This is a genomic window from Nocardia grenadensis (assembly GCF_050942415.1).
GTDB classification, from domain to species: domain Bacteria; phylum Actinomycetota; class Actinomycetes; order Mycobacteriales; family Mycobacteriaceae; genus Nocardia; species Nocardia grenadensis.
The window spans coordinates 5,744,283-5,759,347 of the sequence record NZ_CP192054.1 but is presented as its reverse complement, the minus strand read 5'-3'; the positions used below and the strand labels follow the sequence as shown (position 1 = coordinate 5,759,347).

Genomic DNA, 15,065 nt, shown 5'->3' with positions numbered 1-15,065 from the left:
ACGGCTAGCGGGCGGTCGGGCCGTACAGCACCGCCCGCATGAGCAAGGCGACCCGCTGCTGCGAGGCGGTCGCGACCGTGCCGAACGCGCGGCCCAGATCGACCACGAGAGCGAAGGCCGCGTGGACGAGAAAACGCGCCTGCGGACCGGAGAGTTCGGGGCGCACCTGCCGGACCAGCCGCGCCCACTCCTCCACGCTCAGCCGCTGCACATTGCGCAGGGCGGCGCGTTCCTCGGCGGGTACGTGCTGGAATTCGGTGTAGTAGACGAAGGTGAGTTCCCGTTCGGCGAACGAACCCTCGACGTACTGGTCGATCAGCGAATCCAGCGCCTCACGCGGTCCGGCGGCCCCGGCCACCGCGGGACCGATCGCACTGGACACCCGTTCGGCGGCGCGCCGGAAGGCGGCGGCCAGCAGATCACTCTTCCCGCGGTAGAAGCGGTACACCGCGGACGCCGCGGACAGACCCGCCGCGGTGGCGATATCCTCCACGCTCACATTCGGATATCCGCGAGCGTGGAAGAGTTCCACACCTTTGCGGAGCAGCAATTCGTGCTTGAACGATTCCGGGATCTCCACCGGGCGGGCGGGTTCGACATCCCCCGGCTCCGGGAGCGAGACGGCCGCGAGGTCCATGGCGGTGGAAACCAGCAGCCCGGCAAGCGGTTTCGTAGGTAGCGTCGCATGGTGATCGGCGATGCTGGTGATCACCGACAGCAGCGCCACCACCAGCACCTGGCGATCCTGACCGCGCAGCTGCGGACGGTAGGCGGCGAGCTGGGTACCCAGCGCCTCCAGCACCGCGTTCTGCTGGCCGTCCCGGATCTCGCGATCCGCCGGCTCCAGGTAGCGGCCCTCCCAGCGCACCAGCGTCACACTGGCCCGGTTGGCGACCGTGACCGCGCTGAGCGCTTCCAGTACCGTGCGCAATCGCTGCTCGGGTGGGGCCGCCGCGGCATCGGCGTCGAGCCGTACCGATTCGGCCATGGCCTGCCCGACCCGCAGCGATTCCTCCTGGAACAGCGCGTACTTACTGGGGTAATGGCGGTACAGGGCAGCGGAACTGATACCGAGCCCGCCGGCGATGTCCTCCATGCTTACGCCGTGGTACCCCAGCGAACCGAACGCGTTGGCCGCGGCCGCCGCGATCTGCGCCCGCCGGTTCTTCGGGCGGCGCCGTACGGGGCGGGCCGCCGCGGCACCCTTTTCGGTGGCGACGTCGCTGCCCGGATCGTCGCGACCGCTCGCGCGCACCGGCGGCGCGGACGACCGGACCCGGCGATTGTCGACGCTCATTCCGTAATCCTATCGTCGGGTAACCAGCGACAATGCCGCGCACCCCGCTCGGGGGGCGTTTCCGGCGGCCGATGCCCGGCCCGGCCCGGCTTTCCGGCTCGTCGCCGGGTGGCCGTGGGGGCCGGGGCACGAAGACTCCCCGAAGGGGAGAACACAACCATGGCACACACCGGTGTCCCCGGGTTCCGGACACGGGGTACCGCGGCGGTCGAAGTGACCGGGGATTCCGGTCGTCCGGGGTACTCGGCGCGAACGCGGCGCCGAAACGTGTCCACTGACCGGGAATGCGGCTGGGGCGACCCGGTGCCCCAGGCCACTATCGGCGCAGTCACACAACTCCGCTGGAACATGGAGGTTCCGATGCCGGATCTTGCACCGAACGGGCGACCCCAGCACGGTACAGACGAATACAGGCAGATCGAGGCGGCCGCGGCCCCGACCCGGTTCGCGCGCGGCTGGCACTGCCTGGGACTGGCGAAATCGTTCCGGGACGGGCAACCGCACGAGGTCAAGGCATTCGGCACCACGCTGGTGGTGTTCCGGTCCGAGACCGACGGCACGCTGCACGTACTCGACGCGTACTGCCGGCATATGGGCGGCAATCTGGCCCAGGGTTCGGTCAAAGGCGATTCCATCGCCTGCCCGTTCCACGACTGGCGCTGGGGCGGTAACGGTAAGTGCACCGGGATCCCGTACGCCCGCCGGGTACCGCCGCTGGCCCACACCCGGGCCTGGCCCACGCTGGAACGCAACGGTCAGTTGTTCGTCTGGCACGACCCGCAGGGCAGCAAACCCACCGACGAGGTGACGATCCCGGAGATCGAGGGCTACGGCACCTCGGAGTGGACCGACTGGACGTGGAACACCCTGCTGGTCGAAGGGTCGAACTGCCGCGAGATCGTCGACAACGTCGTCGATATGGCCCACTTCTTCTACGTCCACTACTCTTTCCCGCGCTACTTCAAGAACGTGTTCGAAGGGCATGTGGCGACCCAGTACATGCGGTCCACCCCGCGCGGCGATATCAACGTCGGTACCAACTACGACGATCCGGATTCCGCGCTGCGCTCGGATGCCTCGTACTTCGGCCCGTCCTACATGATCGACTGGCTGTGGAACGAGGCGCAGGGCATGACGATCGAGACGGTGCTGATCAACTGTCACTACCCGGTCACATCGAATTCGTTCGTCCTGCAGTACGGCGCGATGGTGAAGAAACCCCAGGGCATGTCGGACGCCGACGCCGCGGCGATGGCGGCGCAGTTCGCGCGCGGCGTCGAGGTGGGTTTCGAGCAGGACGTGAAGATCTGGAAGAACAAGGCGCCGATCGACAACCCGCTGCTCTCCGAGGAGGACGGGCCGGTGTACCAGTTGCGCCGCTGGTATCAGCAGTTCTACGTGGATGTCGAGGACATCACCGAGGACATGACCAAGCGGTTCGAATTCGAGATCGATACCGAGCGCGCCGTCACCAGCTGGGAGGCGGAGGTCGCGGACAACATCGCTCGCGGCGCGGTACTCGACACCACCACCTGACCCGAACATTCTCGTCCGCGCCGGGTGCACACTCGGCGCGCGTTCACCTGGGCGGCCTGGCGGGTGGTGATGGCCGTGGACCAGCTCTTCGCCCGGTCGGGCGGTAACGCGCCGCGAAGGGACACACCACTGCAGTGGTACTGACGCGACGTCGACCACGCGCTCCAGGTGCGGAGCATTGTCTACCACGCCTCGGCGCCGAGCTCGATGGGATTCGATCCGGCCGAGCATCGCGCTCGGCTACGTACAGATCCAGACCACGGATATGGCGCGCTGGCGGCAGTTCGCCTGCGAGGTGCTCGGGCTCCCGGCGGCTGCGATATCGAATTCGGCACCGACGGGATCAAGGTCGACGAAAAGTACTACACCGCGTGAGGAGGTCACCGCAGAAATGCTTGGAACGGCCCCTCGGGCCGGGCGTATCGCCCGGCCCGAGGGGCCGTTCGTGATTTTCGGCCAACCTTTGCCATTCGTGTGACAGCAGACACAATAGGATGCTACTAATAGGAATATGCCTATTCGTCATATCCGATTCGGCATCAGCACGTAGACCCAATGGAGGGTTCATGACTATCCAGGCCGACGCCGCCACCCCGAGCGCTGTGCTCGATCGCGTCTCGCTGGTTCTCGACGCGTTGGAGGGGCCGGGGCGCCTCACGCTCGCCCAGATCGTGCGCCGCACCGGGCTACCCCGGTCCTCGGCGCACCGCATCCTGGAGCGGCTCGTACAACTGCGCTGGTTGCGGCGCGACGGCCGGGACTACGAACTGGGCCTGCGGCTGATGGAACTCGGCTCGCTGGCGGTGCATCAGGACCGGCTGCACCGCGCCGCCGTGCCCTTCCTGCACGAACTACACCGCACCACCGGTTGCGTGGTGCATCTGGCCGTACTCGACGGCACGGACGTGGTGTACCTGGACAAGGTCGGCGGCCGGCTGGCGGGCGTGGTACCGACTCGGGTCGGGGGCCGGCAGCCCGCGCACTGTACGGCGGTGGGCAAAGCGATCCTCGCCTACGCCGACAGCGAGCGCGGCAATGTGTTCGAGGCCGGCCCCGTCCGGCCGAAGACGCGGTACTCCATCGCCACGGCCGCGCAATTGCGGGCCGAACTGGTCAAGGTCCGCGCGCACGGTATCGCCTTCGAGCGCGAGGAATCACTGGCCGGATTCGGGTGCGTGGCGGCACCGGTCGGAGAGATCGGTCAGGCGGTGGCCGCGGTATCGATCTGCGGGCCGGTGGACCGGATGAGCTTCGACCACCGAACGGCCGCGCCGGTGCGGATGACCGCGCTGGGGATCTGGCGCAATGTCGAGGACGGCCGGGCCCGGGTGCATCCCACGCTGCAGCGGCCCCGCCCGCTGGGGCCGGTGCCGCCGCCCCGCCCGGCGGCGGCCCTGCAGTACGTCTGACCGGTGTCGTGCTACCCGAGGGCGGCCCGTCGCCGACGGCGGTTACCCAGCTTGCGCATCAGCGCGATCAGGTTCAGGCCGAACGCGGGTGCCAGATCGACGCCGCGAACCAGCGCACCACGCCAGCGCGGTATCACCCGGAATATCTGCCGGCTGTCCATCAGCGTCATACCCGCGCGGGCGACGGTGTCCTCGTCCATCGGCTTCGGCCCGGCGAACAGCAGCGCCGCACCGGGATCGGCCACCCGTGCGGTCACCATCCGGGTGCCGACCACATCGGGACACAGGGCACGGACCCGGATCGGTAGCCCGGCATGCCGGAGGTCGCCCTGCACCGAGGTCGTGTAGGACAGGACGGCCGCCTTCGTCGCGGCGTACAGCGCGAGACCTGGTACCGGAGTGAGCGCCGAGAGCGACGCGACATTGAGCACCACCCCGCCCGCCTGCCCCATCTGCGCGATCGCGGCCGCGGTCCCCGCCACGACGCCGCGAATATTCACGTCCAGGATGGTGGCGATCTCTTCGTCCGGATGGGTCCAGGCGTCGCCCGCGAAGAGCACCCCGGCGTTGTTCACCCAGTTCGTGAGCGGTCCCAGGGCCGCGGCCCGCGCCGCGATCTCCCGGTGCGCGGCGATATCGCGGACATCCTGTTCGAGTCCGACCGCACCCCGGCCGATCTCCGCGGCGGCCCGCCGCGCGGCGGCACCGTCGATATCGGTGAGCACGACCAGATGGCCCGCGTCGGCGAGATGGCGGGCGAAGGCGAATCCGATTCCGCGGCCGGCGCCGGTCACAACTGCTGTGGTGGTCATGGCAGGACGTTAGGCCGGAAGCGCTGTCGACCGCCAGCGTTCGTTCGCGGCAGCGTGGTCACGTAAGTTCCGCCACCGGCTGGCAGCGCTGGGTGCAGCGTTCTCGATCGCGCGACTGCGCGGGGCCTCGCGGACGACGCTGCACAAGTACACACAGCGTCGGGGCAGGGGGCGGTCCGATAAGAATCCGCAGGTGACACTGCCAGGGGATCCGGCCCAACTATTCCGGGCCGATCTGGTCATCTCGGCCGCTGGGCGAGGGAGGTGCGCCGTCTACAAGGTGGATTGTTGTTCCGGATGAGTGCGCCTCGAGAGCCGCGGAGACATCGATCCCTTTTCGCCCGGCGCTTTCAACCGCCTCATCCGGTGGAAGGAAGTCGAATCCTGTGACTTCTTTCTCGTCGACATCGAACCGCATACCCGACACCCTGGTACCGGTCGTCTCATCGAAGGTGGCGAGGTAGATATAGTCCGTCAACGGGTAGTCGCGTCCATGTTCGGGGTCCGGTGATTTCTTGTTGGTGGCAAGCAGTCGCTCGATCCCGACGGCTCTCTGGAGTTCTTCCCCGAGTTCTTCCCGAACTTCTCGTTTCGCCGCTTCTTCTGGTTGTTCTCTCTTTCGCGGTCCGTTGTCGACGAAGCCGCCGGGCATGGTCCGTTTGCCTTCGTATGGAGATTGCAGCATCAGCACCCGGCCGTTCTCGTCCATGATGACCACCTTGGCTGCCGCCAGATTTTCGGGATCGAGGTTCCCTTCGTCGAATTGCCGTTGGAACCATGCTCTGCGGGTGTCGGGTGTGAATTTCTCGCCGGCTGGAGGCGATGCCGGTGCCGGGGGCTCTCCATGGGAATCCACTGGTTCGGCGTGGGCGTGGTCACCGCGGTCGGCGGCTCGATCGGCGATCGAAAGATCGGTGTCCTCCGTGGCTCCCGGCCGCTCACTCATTCCGAAACCGGTCTGCTCGATCTGTCGCCGGCCTGCCAGTTCCTGGTCGGGCACCGTCTCCGTCGTGTCCTTCACGACCCTCTTGGTCCGCCGAATCGGATACCCCGCGGCACCTGCGGTGTCGGGGATGACCTGCCCGGTGAGTTTCCCGGCCACATGTTTACGAAACCAGTCGGCGAGATGTCTTCCGATCACTGGGCCGACAGTACCGAAACCGAATATCACCGAAAGATCAAATGTGTTGTCGTGCAGCATATTCGGGTATTGATGTAATGGGAATCACCCGATGTCACGAGTCTGCGGTCGATTATCGCCCGGACTGGTGGGCGGAAATGCGGCGCGCACCATCTCCCAGATCTCCTCTCGTACGGTCCGGTGACCGTGAGAGCGGGAATCGTCGGGAACCCGTGGAACAGCTGGTCGTAGCGCCGGTGACGCACCGCGACACCGGCTTCGGTGAGCGGCCGGGCATAAGTGTCACCGGATGAGCAGGGTGGGTCGAGTTCGGCGGTGATCACCACCCGATCGGGCCACCGTAGGTCGGCGCTCGCGCGGACGGAGTCGTGTCTCCCGGAGAGTGGGCCGGTCCCGGCCGGACCGCCGGATACGGCCATACCGTGACGCGATGGGTGCGGCGAAGGTCTATCAGGCGCCGGGTGATCGCGATCGGCGCCGCCCGGGATCCTCGTCCTTGACCTGCTGCTCCACTTCCCGCCAGCGCCCCGGGGTGGGGTGCGGGTAGGTGGATTGCGCATCGCGTTCGGCGGCCACCAGGGCGGCCTCGGCGGCATCGATATCGTCGATCAGTTGCTGGGTGAGGTGGCGCTCGGAGGCGTAGTAGCGTTCGGCCCACTGCAGCACGATCTGCGAGTAGGCCCAGCCGGGTTCGGATTTCGCGGCCGCCGCGTCCACGGCGGCACTGCGTTCGAGCCGTTCGGCATCGGCCATATGGTCGCGCAGGATCTCCTTGAGCCGCTCTGGCGAACTGAGGTGCCCGAACATGATCCGCAACATCACATGATGTTTCAGCATCGGCGGGTCGACCGGCGCGCTGTTGGTCCAGGCGGTGACGGCGGCCCGGCCGGCCGGGGTGATCCGGTAGAGGCGGCGACCGCGCATGGCGTTGTCGGCGTCGACCCGCGAATGCGCGAATCCGTGCCGTTCGAGCTTCTTCAGCTCCGAGTAGATCTGGCTGTAGGAGGGGCTCCAATAGAAGTAGCGGATACTCCAGTCGGCCCATTTCTTCAGGTCGTAGCCGGAGATCTCTTCCTCGTAGGAGAGCATGGCGAGCACCGCCCAGCTGGTCGGCGGCAGGTTGATCTGCGCCACGTCGGGTTCGCTCGTCGTCATTCGCCGAATGCTATCAGTGGTCATATGCCGGTCCGGCATATGACCACCGTGGGGGCGCGGACCGCGCCGCTCACCGGTGCAGCAGGTCGAAGCCCTGGTAGCCGGCTGCCGCGACCCCGGCGATGCCCGCGCCGACGACCGCCACATCGACTCGGGTCCGGCCGGGTGACCAGGGTTTTCCGGGCTTCACCGTGCCTCCGACCGCTCGGGTGTCCGGTGCTCTGCGGCGACGGTAGGGACAGCCGCGACCTCCTGGTCGTCCTCCTCCCGCTGACCGGCATATCCACCGGATGACTCCGGTTCTCCCGGTCACCGGGAGAACCGTTCGCCCGCGCGGCGCACCGGCCCTACCGTCGGCCTCGGCACGAGCCGGCAGCGCGAGGAGGCGGTGGAGCAGTGGTGGACTTCGACGACGAAGTGGATGTGCTGGTGGCAGGGTCCGGCGGCGGACTCGCCGGCGCCTACACCGCGGCCCGGGAGGGGTTGTCGGTCGCGGTGGTGGAGGCGACCGACAAATTCGGTGGTACCACCGCGTACTCGGGCGGCGGCGGGGTCTGGTTTCCGTGCAACCCGGTACTCGAGCGCGCAGGCACCGACGACACCCTCGACGACGCGCTCACCTATTTCCGCGCGGTCGTGGGTGACCGCACCCCGGCGGAACTACAGGAAACCTTCGTGCGCCGCGGCCGCGGCCTCATCGAATACCTGGAGAGCGACGAGCGTTTCGAATTCCAGATGTACCCGTGGCCGGACTATTTCGGTGCGGCGCCGAAAGCGCGAACGGACGGCCGGCGCCATATCGTCCCCGTCCCGCTGCCCGCCGCCGAACTGGGCGACCTGCGTGCCCATCTGCGCGGCCCGCTGGACACCGACCGGCTCGGCGCCGAGCCGCCGGAACTGCTGATCGGTGGCCAGGCGCTGATCGGCCGTTTCCTGCGCGCGCTGGCGGGCTATCCGCACGTCCGGCTGTACCGTAACGCCGCCCTCGCGGAGCTGATCGTCGAGGACGGTACGGTGATCGGCGCCCGTATCGAAAAGCCCGAGGGCACGATGACGATCCGGGCCCGCCGCGGTGTGGTCCTGGCGGCGGGCGGATTCGAGGGCAACGAAGAGATGCGCCGCCACTACGGGGTGCCCGGCGCCGCCCGCGACACCATGGGCCCGCCCGGCAATCAAGGGAAGGCGCATCGGGCCGGTATCGCCGCCGGAGCCGATATCGATCTCATGGACCAGGCGTGGTGGTCGCCCGGACTCACCCATCCGGACGGCCGGTCGGCGTTCGCGCTGTGGTTCACCGGCGGGATCTTCGTCGACCAGGACGGTAAGCGGTTCGTCAACGAATCCGCGCCCTACGACCGGCTCGGCCGGGCGGCCATCGAACGGCTGCGCGCCGGCAGTATGACCTTGCCGTTCTGGATGATCTACGACGACCGGGACGGGGTCAGGCCGCCGATACAGGCCACCAATGTGTCGATGGTCGAAACCGAGAAGTACCAGGCGGCCGGGTTGTGGCATAGCGCCGAAACGCTCGAAGAACTGGCCGCGGCCCTCGGCGTCCCCGCCGCGAACCTCGTCGAGACCGTCGAGCGGTACAACGCGATGGTCGCCGCGGGCGCCGATACCGATTTCGGCCGCGGCGACGAGGCCTACGACCGGGCCTTTTTCGAGGGCGAGCTGCCGCTGGTGCCGATCGAGCGGGGACCCTTCCACGCCGCCGCCTTCGGCCTGTCCGATCTGGGCACCAAGGGGGGGTTGCGTACCGACAGCGCCGCCCGGGTGCTGGACCGCACCGCGACGCCGATCCCCGGTCTGTACGCAGCGGGCAACACCATGGCCGCGGTCAGCGGCACCGTCTACCCCGGCGGCGGCAACCCGATCGGCGCCTCGATGCTGTTCGCTCACCTCGCCGTCCTCGACATGCTCGGCCGTTAGCGCCGACCGGCGACACGCTCGCCACCCGGATCGGCCGGAACACGGCGCCCGAACCCGAACAGGAAACAACCATGCCCGCACCCGAACAGATCCGCGCGGCCGTACACCGCTACCTCGATGCGGTGGCCACCGGAACCGCGGCCGATATCGCCGCCCTCTACGACGAGAACGCCACCCTGGAAGACCCGGTGGGCAGTCCATCGCATACCGGCCGCGCGGCCATCGAGAAGTTCTACGGGAGCCTCGAATCCGCACGTCGCAGTACCGAACTGCTGAGCTTGCGGGTGAGCGGCGACAGCGCCGCATTCGGTTTCCGGGTGGTCACCGAGACCGGTGACCAGACCATCACCATCGAACCCATCGACGTCATGACCTTCGACGAGAACGCGCGGATCACGAGTATGCGCGCCTTCTGGTCGGCCGAGGACATCAGCTTCGGCTGAGTTCGATCTCTACGAGAGAAGAGAGATACACGGGCGCCGGCGCCGCCATCGGACCCGCCATGATGTTCGGCTACATCACCGCCCGCCACGCCGCGACGAAGGAGTGTTCGTGCAGCCCGTACAGTGCGTCAACTGCGGTAACCGAGTACTGGTGGAAAAATTCAGCCCCAGTCACACCAGTGTGCAATGGCTCGACGACGCCGAATCCGCCTGCCCCGAATTCGCCCGCCGGGCGGCTCTGGGCGAGCCCAGCAAATGGATCCCCACCTGCCCGGCACTACGCGATTCCATCGAACGGGCCGTCGCCGACGGTGATCTGCCCACCGACGAACGCCGCCGGGAGCCTGTGCCGGGGCGCCTCGGCTGATATCGCGCTGCAGGTCATTACCGTGCGGCGGCCAGGGTTCCGGCCGGTGAGCGATCATGGTTACTGCGCAGAGAGATCGCTCGCCCCCGCACAATGCTCGAGGCCGAGAACAGCGGGGGCAGGGTGCGTCCACTTGGGATATTTATCCTTTCCGCTGCCGTATGGCCTCGCCGGCACTTCCAACGATTCGACAGGCACGGGGGTAAAGATCTGCTATCCAGCGGAACCGGCGCCGTTGTCGTTACCGATCACGTCTGAGCTGATTACTGCCGGAGGAATGGGGCATCAGCTGGTGTCTCCGAGAGGCGATGCCGGAAAAGTTCGCCATGCGGGCGATATGTTCCCATGCGGGTCTCCGCGTCCGGCGATGCCGATCACCGAAGATCCATCAGCGCCTTCGGCCAGAAACATGGTATCGGTTCCGGCATTTACTTCCCGATTTATACCATTTTCTCGCATCGATGCTACCGCACTCTCGGCCGCATCCCCTTCGGGTGCGCCCGCGCTACACGATACAAATCGTATTGGACTGTCCGGCGCCTCCGCGGCATCCTCCAACTCGGATTTTTTCGCCGCGAGTAACCGCCCGTACTCCGCTCCGCCCAGGAAGATATTCCGTGTGGGATATACGAGACGGGGTGGGAGTGTGGATGGTATGATTCGATTTTTCCGCCCACTCGGCAGTATGGATTCTGAACCGAGGGGAGGTGATCCGGATCTTAAATCGGGCGGTCCGTGCGTCCTCACCTTGACTGCGAATCCATCCGGGTTGGCGTGTGATTGCACTATTATGGCACGCTTTGCTTCTGCGCCGTCCGCGCCGGGAATGGGCTGAGGAGTGGGATCGAACTCGTAGTCCGATTTCCTTGTTGACAACCTGGTAACAGGCCAGAAGTGGTGATACTCTCGATCGAATTTTTCGCCGGCTCGCTTAATCCATGGGATCCGGTGGAATTCGTCTGAATCTTTTGTCGGAAAGGCGATGCCGCGTAAGCCTCGGCGGTCTCTCAGCGCGTGATATATCACATCATCCGGCGAGAACACCGCAAGTTCGCCGTATTCGTCGTGACCACGGATACCTGCCGTTATCCGATCGTATCCATCGCGGTCTGCCATCCCCGACACTTTCGAAGCCTCGCCGAGATGATCGGCTACCTCGTTCAGCGGACGCGCAGAAGCGGAAGCTGCCTGTTCGATGTTCGTTGTAATCGTCCCTGCCAGCCTCTTCATGGCTTCGCGCGCCGTTATGGGCACGGAGCCCGGCTCCAAGGGAGTCGACGGCACCCGGCCTGCGACAGGGGGCATGGGATCGAGTTTCGATCGCCCGGCGTCCGATCGCCACTTGCACGGTTCCCGGCGGCGGGAAGAATAACTCGGACAACTTCGCCCATGCAGGTGTGGCCGGTCCGGATCGAGCTCGCGAGAGCACGCTGCGGCACTCGTGCTATCGCGACGATCGCTCGCAGCACGCTGGCTATAGGCGTCGCCTGGCACTACGGAAACATCGTCATCTTCCGCCGCGAGTTGCCACCGAGGTCGCGGACGGAGCCTTTGCTGCTTGTCGATTCACAGACATCTCGGCCCACCCGCTGCCTCTGTCGACGGCGGGCGGTGAGGGAACAAATCCAGTGATCCGACCGGCGACCGCTCACCGGGAACGCCGGGTGAGCGGTCGCCGTATAGCTGGCAGCGTGGTCGGTAGCAAGTACGCCGAGATGGAGGGTTGACGATGACAGCGGTTTCCGGCACCGAGCACGAGCTGCGGGAGATACGGACCGACGCCGGGACGCTGCGGTATTACGAAGCAGGCTCCGGTACCCCACTGCTGCTCTTGCACGGTTCCGGGCCCGGGGTCACCGGATGGCGTAATTTCCGCGGCAATCTCGATTTCTTCGCCGAACGGTTCCGCACAATCATCCTGGAGTTCCCCGGCTTCGGTATAAGCGACGATTTCGGCGGGCACCCGATGGTCACCGCCCTGGACGCGGTGGTCCCCTTCGTCGACGCGCTCGGTCTCGACCGGGTCGATATCATCGGCAACTCGATGGGCGGCGGGGTCGCGCTGAACTATGCGATCGCCCACCCCGACCGGGTCGGCAAGATCGTGACCATCGGTGGTATCGGCAAGAACATCTTCAGTCCGGGCCCGGGAGAGGGCATCCGGTTGCTTCAGGACTTCACCGAGAACCCGACCCGGGAACGGTTGATCGCCTGGCTGCACTCGATGGTGTACGACCCGGCCCTGGTCACCGAGGAGATGATCGAGGAACGCTGGGTCCAGGCCACCGATCCGGCCACCCTCGACAGCGCTCGCCGGATGTACAGCCGGGCCGCGTTCACCGCGATGGTGCGTGCCATGGATGCCGCGGACGCCCCGCCGCCGTGGGCGCTGCTACACAAGGTCAAGGCGCCGACCCTGGTGACCTGGGGGCGCGACGACCGGGTGAGCCCACTGGATATGGCTCTGCTGCCGATGCGCACCATCCCGCGCGCCGAATTGCACGTGTTCCCGGACTGTGGCCACTGGGCGATGATCGAGCAGAAGGCCGCCTTCGAATCCACGGTCATGGCTTTCCTGACCCGCAAGGACTGAGGCGCCGGGGAGCCCGCTGCCGACGGAGCCCCGGCAGTGGAGACACGCCCGGGCGCGGGGCATGGAGGGCGAGGTACCTCGCCGCGCCGCACGCCGCGAGAAGCGCCCGGATCGGTCGGCCCTATCGCTGGGTGCTGCCGGCGTCGACCGGCAGGGTCACCGCGGTGATGTAGCGGGCCTCGTCCGAGGCCAGGAACAGCGACGCGTTCGCGATATCGACCGGTTCCACCCACGGGATCGGCAGCATGTTCATGGTCCGTGCGGCCTCCGCGAATTCTTCGCGGGTCGGGTTCTCCCGGTCCGGGCGGAACGACCGGCGGACCATATCGTTCTGGATCATCGGGGTGTCCACATTGGTCGGGTGTACCGAGTTCACCCGGACCCCGTGCGGCGCCAGCTCCTGCGCCAGCGACCGCATCAGTCCGACCACACCGTGCTTGGCCGCCGTGTAGTGTGCCACGCCGACCAGTCCGCGCAGTCCGGCGATCGAGCTGGTCAGGATTATCGACCCGCTGCCGCGGGCGATGAGATGCGGGGCGGTCGCTTTGCAGGTCTGCCATACGCCGGTCAGGTTGACGTCCAGCATCGTCCGCCACTGCTCCTCGGTGAGTTGCAGACCGGGTGCGCTGGAGGTGATCCCGGCCGTCGCGCACACCACGTCCAGGCCGCCGAGTTGGTCCACCGCCCGGTCGGTCGCCGCCCGTAGCGTCGCGCCGTCCCGGACATCGGCGGTGGCGGCCACGACTCGCGCCCCGGTCTTCTCCACGGCTCGCACGGTCTGCTCGAGGTCCTCCGGTGTGGCCGGCGGAATGATCACCGTCTCCACCGGCCCGCAGAGATCCAGCGCGACGATATCGGCGCCCTCCTCGGCCAGCCGGCGGCAATGGGCGCGGCCCATCCCGCCCGCTGCCCCGGTCACCACCGCTACCCGGTCCTGTAGGCGCGTCATCGGGCACCTCCGGCAAATACCGCATCCATGCGGGCGACGCTAGGCCCACCGAATGTTCCGCGACCGCGTTGCTCCCGGTCACCGGGCCGTGCCGGAGACCGCTCCCGCTGGGTGGGACCGGCGCCGCCCGGTATATCCGCCATCCACTACCGGGTCCGGAGCGGTGTGCCGCCCGGCCGGTCACGGCGCACGAATCCCTCGCCGCCGGCCTCACCGCCACCGCGCACATCGCGGAAGCGCCGGCGGGCTGGGCCGGGAAATCGCGACCGGCGCGCACCCTGCGTGTTTCAGATCAAGGCGCCGGTCGGCTTCCCGGCCCGCGGAGCCGGACAGATGTCAGGGGACGACGACCGCCCGGCCGCGCAGTGTCCCGGCGGCGAGCCGGCGATACGCCTCGGGCGCCTCGTCGAGACCGAACCGTTCGGTCGCGATCTCCAGGACTCCGGCGTGCGCGAGATCGATCAATTCGATCAGTTCGGCGCGGGCACCCCAGTACGGTGAGGTCGCGGTTGCTTCGTACGGGCTGATCCCGAATCCGACCCGTGCGGCCGACTTTCCGTCGCCGATACCGACGATGGTCACATCGGAATCCACCCCGGCCACCGCCATGGCGGTATCGATGGTCGGCTGGAAGCCCACGAAATCCAGGACCAGGCTCGCCCCGGCCGGACCGGTGATCTTGCGGACGTTCTCGGCGGCCCGGTCGTCGGAGAGCACGGCCTCGTGCGCACCCACCGACCTGGCGAATTCGAGTTTCTCGTCGTTCACATCCAGGGCGATGACGCGGGTGGAGGACAGGTACCGCAGCAACTGGATCGCCACATGGCCGAGCCCGCCACTGCCGATCACCACCGTCCACGAGCCGGGGCGGATCTTGTCCAGCGACCGTTTGATGGCGTGATAGGGGGTCAGGCCGGCATCGGTGAGCGGTACGGTCGCCACCGGGTCGAGATCGCCGATCGGTACCAGATGGCGGGGGGAATCGACGATCAGGTATTCGGCGATGGCGCCCGGTGAGCCGAGCCCCGGCGGCATTATGCCCAGTTCGGCGGCCCGGGAACAGTAGTTCTCCTGACCCTGGGCGCAGAACCAGCAGTTCCCGCAGCCCCAGGGGCCGTAGACCACGACATTCGTGCCGATATCGATACCACGCACGCCTTCTCCGAGGGCGGTGACCTGTCCGGCGCCCTCGTGCCCGAGGGTCAGGGGCAGTTCGATACCGAACTGTTCCGGCGGGTTGTTCATGACGAAATCGTCGGAATGGCAGACCCCCGCCGCGGTCACCCGCAGCAGTACCTCGCCGGGGCCGGGTTCGGGGGTGGGGATTTCGCGGACCTCCGGTTCTGCCCCGACGGTCACGTATTGCAGTGCCTTCATTGCGCCTGTCCTCTCTGAGCCGAGCGACTGGGTGCGTACTGGTGGAACGGCAGC

The 15,065-nt window shown here is 67.2% G+C and carries 13 protein-coding genes and 1 pseudogene; 7 read left to right on the top strand and 7 right to left on the bottom strand.

Annotation, left to right across the window (positions count from 1 at the left end; genetic code table 11):
* Positions 1–4: 4 nt before the first annotated feature.
* Complete coding sequence (locus ACQPYS_RS26160; RefSeq protein WP_433491103.1) at positions 5–1,297, bottom strand: TetR/AcrR family transcriptional regulator; 1,293 nt, start codon at positions 1,295–1,297, stop codon at positions 5–7.
* Between the two features lie 360 nt (positions 1,298–1,657).
* Between ACQPYS_RS26160 and ACQPYS_RS26155 the strand changes: the two genes are divergently transcribed.
* The 3 genes and pseudogenes from ACQPYS_RS26155 to ACQPYS_RS26145 all read left to right on the top strand — a co-directional run bounded on the left by ACQPYS_RS26155 (position 1,658) and on the right by ACQPYS_RS26145 (position 4,242).
* Positions 1,658–2,833 carry a Rieske 2Fe-2S domain-containing protein gene (locus ACQPYS_RS26155; RefSeq protein WP_433491102.1) on the top strand — a complete coding sequence of 392 codons (1,176 nt, stop codon included), beginning with the start codon at positions 1,658–1,660 and terminating at the stop codon, positions 2,831–2,833.
* A 21-nt stretch (positions 2,834–2,854) separates the two neighbouring features.
* A pseudogene (locus ACQPYS_RS26150) lies at positions 2,855–3,055 on the top strand (hydroxylase); the annotation flags it as partial.
* 350 nt (positions 3,056–3,405) lie between these two features.
* A complete protein-coding gene (locus tag ACQPYS_RS26145; protein WP_433493136.1) occupies positions 3,406–4,242 on the top strand; it encodes an IclR family transcriptional regulator in 837 nt (278 codons plus the stop codon).
* Between the two features lie 11 nt (positions 4,243–4,253).
* On the opposite strand, the gene ACQPYS_RS26140 is transcribed toward ACQPYS_RS26145, so the two are convergent.
* From ACQPYS_RS26140 to ACQPYS_RS26125, 4 genes are all read right to left on the bottom strand, one after another.
* Positions 4,254–5,054 carry an SDR family NAD(P)-dependent oxidoreductase gene (locus ACQPYS_RS26140; RefSeq protein ID WP_433491101.1) on the bottom strand — a complete coding sequence of 267 codons (801 nt, stop codon included), beginning with the start codon at positions 5,052–5,054 and terminating at the stop codon, positions 4,254–4,256.
* A gap of 220 nt (positions 5,055–5,274) precedes the next feature.
* A complete protein-coding gene (locus ACQPYS_RS26135; RefSeq protein ID WP_433491100.1) occupies positions 5,275–6,255 on the bottom strand; it encodes an NUDIX domain-containing protein in 981 nt (326 codons plus the stop codon).
* Positions 6,222–6,614 carry an alpha/beta hydrolase fold domain-containing protein gene (locus ACQPYS_RS26130; protein ID WP_433491099.1) on the bottom strand — a complete coding sequence of 131 codons (393 nt, stop codon included), beginning with the start codon at positions 6,612–6,614 and terminating at the stop codon, positions 6,222–6,224. The genes ACQPYS_RS26135 and ACQPYS_RS26130 overlap by 34 nt, the downstream gene beginning before the upstream one ends.
* A gap of 31 nt (positions 6,615–6,645) precedes the next feature.
* A complete protein-coding gene (locus tag ACQPYS_RS26125; RefSeq protein ID WP_063041831.1) occupies positions 6,646–7,350 on the bottom strand; it encodes a PadR family transcriptional regulator in 705 nt (234 codons plus the stop codon).
* A gap of 396 nt (positions 7,351–7,746) precedes the next feature.
* Here ACQPYS_RS26125 and ACQPYS_RS26120 point away from each other — a divergent pair, with 396 nt between their 5' ends.
* From ACQPYS_RS26120 to ACQPYS_RS26105, 4 genes are all read left to right on the top strand, one after another.
* A complete protein-coding gene (locus ACQPYS_RS26120) occupies positions 7,747–9,282 on the top strand; it encodes an FAD-binding protein (protein WP_433491098.1) in 1,536 nt (511 codons plus the stop codon).
* A gap of 71 nt (positions 9,283–9,353) precedes the next feature.
* Complete coding sequence (locus ACQPYS_RS26115) at positions 9,354–9,725, top strand: nuclear transport factor 2 family protein (protein WP_433491097.1); 372 nt, start codon at positions 9,354–9,356, stop codon at positions 9,723–9,725.
* A gap of 109 nt (positions 9,726–9,834) precedes the next feature.
* Positions 9,835–10,092, top strand: coding sequence for a hypothetical protein (locus tag ACQPYS_RS26110; RefSeq protein WP_431941173.1), 258 nt, complete (start codon positions 9,835–9,837; stop codon positions 10,090–10,092).
* Between the two features lie 1,729 nt (positions 10,093–11,821).
* On the top strand, positions 11,822–12,685 hold the full coding sequence (locus tag ACQPYS_RS26105) for an alpha/beta fold hydrolase (protein WP_433491096.1): 864 nt from the start codon (positions 11,822–11,824) through the stop codon (positions 12,683–12,685).
* Positions 12,686–12,806: 121 nt separating this feature from the next.
* On the opposite strand, the gene ACQPYS_RS26100 is transcribed toward ACQPYS_RS26105, so the two are convergent.
* Together ACQPYS_RS26100 and ACQPYS_RS26095 are read right to left on the bottom strand one after the other, a co-directional pair.
* Positions 12,807–13,634, bottom strand: coding sequence for a mycofactocin-coupled SDR family oxidoreductase (locus ACQPYS_RS26100; protein ID WP_433491095.1), 828 nt, complete (start codon positions 13,632–13,634; stop codon positions 12,807–12,809).
* Between the two features lie 336 nt (positions 13,635–13,970).
* Positions 13,971–15,011 carry an NAD(P)-dependent alcohol dehydrogenase gene (locus ACQPYS_RS26095; protein ID WP_433491094.1) on the bottom strand — a complete coding sequence of 347 codons (1,041 nt, stop codon included), beginning with the start codon at positions 15,009–15,011 and terminating at the stop codon, positions 13,971–13,973.
* Positions 15,012–15,065: the final 54 nt, after the last annotated feature.

What these genes read in the sequence shown, in the direction of transcription:
- ACQPYS_RS26115 (WP_433491097.1), top strand. Translation starts at nt 9,354, where the DNA reads ATGCCCGCACCCGAACAGATCCGCGCGGCCGTACACCGCTACCTCGAT.
- ACQPYS_RS26135 (WP_433491100.1), bottom strand. Translation starts at nt 6,255, where the DNA reads ATGCTGCACGACAACACATTTGATCTTTCGGTGATATTCGGTTTCGGT.
- ACQPYS_RS26105 (WP_433491096.1), top strand. Translation starts at nt 11,822, where the DNA reads ATGACAGCGGTTTCCGGCACCGAGCACGAGCTGCGGGAGATACGGACC.
- ACQPYS_RS26160 (WP_433491103.1), bottom strand. Translation starts at nt 1,297, where the DNA reads ATGAGCGTCGACAATCGCCGGGTCCGGTCGTCCGCGCCGCCGGTGCGC.
- ACQPYS_RS26140 (WP_433491101.1), bottom strand. Translation starts at nt 5,054, where the DNA reads ATGACCACCACAGCAGTTGTGACCGGCGCCGGCCGCGGAATCGGATTC.
- ACQPYS_RS26095 (WP_433491094.1), bottom strand. Translation starts at nt 15,011, where the DNA reads ATGAAGGCACTGCAATACGTGACCGTCGGGGCAGAACCGGAGGTCCGC.
- ACQPYS_RS26130 (WP_433491099.1), bottom strand. Translation starts at nt 6,614, where the DNA reads ATGGCCGTATCCGGCGGTCCGGCCGGGACCGGCCCACTCTCCGGGAGA.
- ACQPYS_RS26155 (WP_433491102.1), top strand. Translation starts at nt 1,658, where the DNA reads ATGCCGGATCTTGCACCGAACGGGCGACCCCAGCACGGTACAGACGAA.
- ACQPYS_RS26100 (WP_433491095.1), bottom strand. Translation starts at nt 13,634, where the DNA reads ATGACGCGCCTACAGGACCGGGTAGCGGTGGTGACCGGGGCAGCGGGC.
- ACQPYS_RS26125 (WP_063041831.1), bottom strand. Translation starts at nt 7,350, where the DNA reads ATGACGACGAGCGAACCCGACGTGGCGCAGATCAACCTGCCGCCGACC.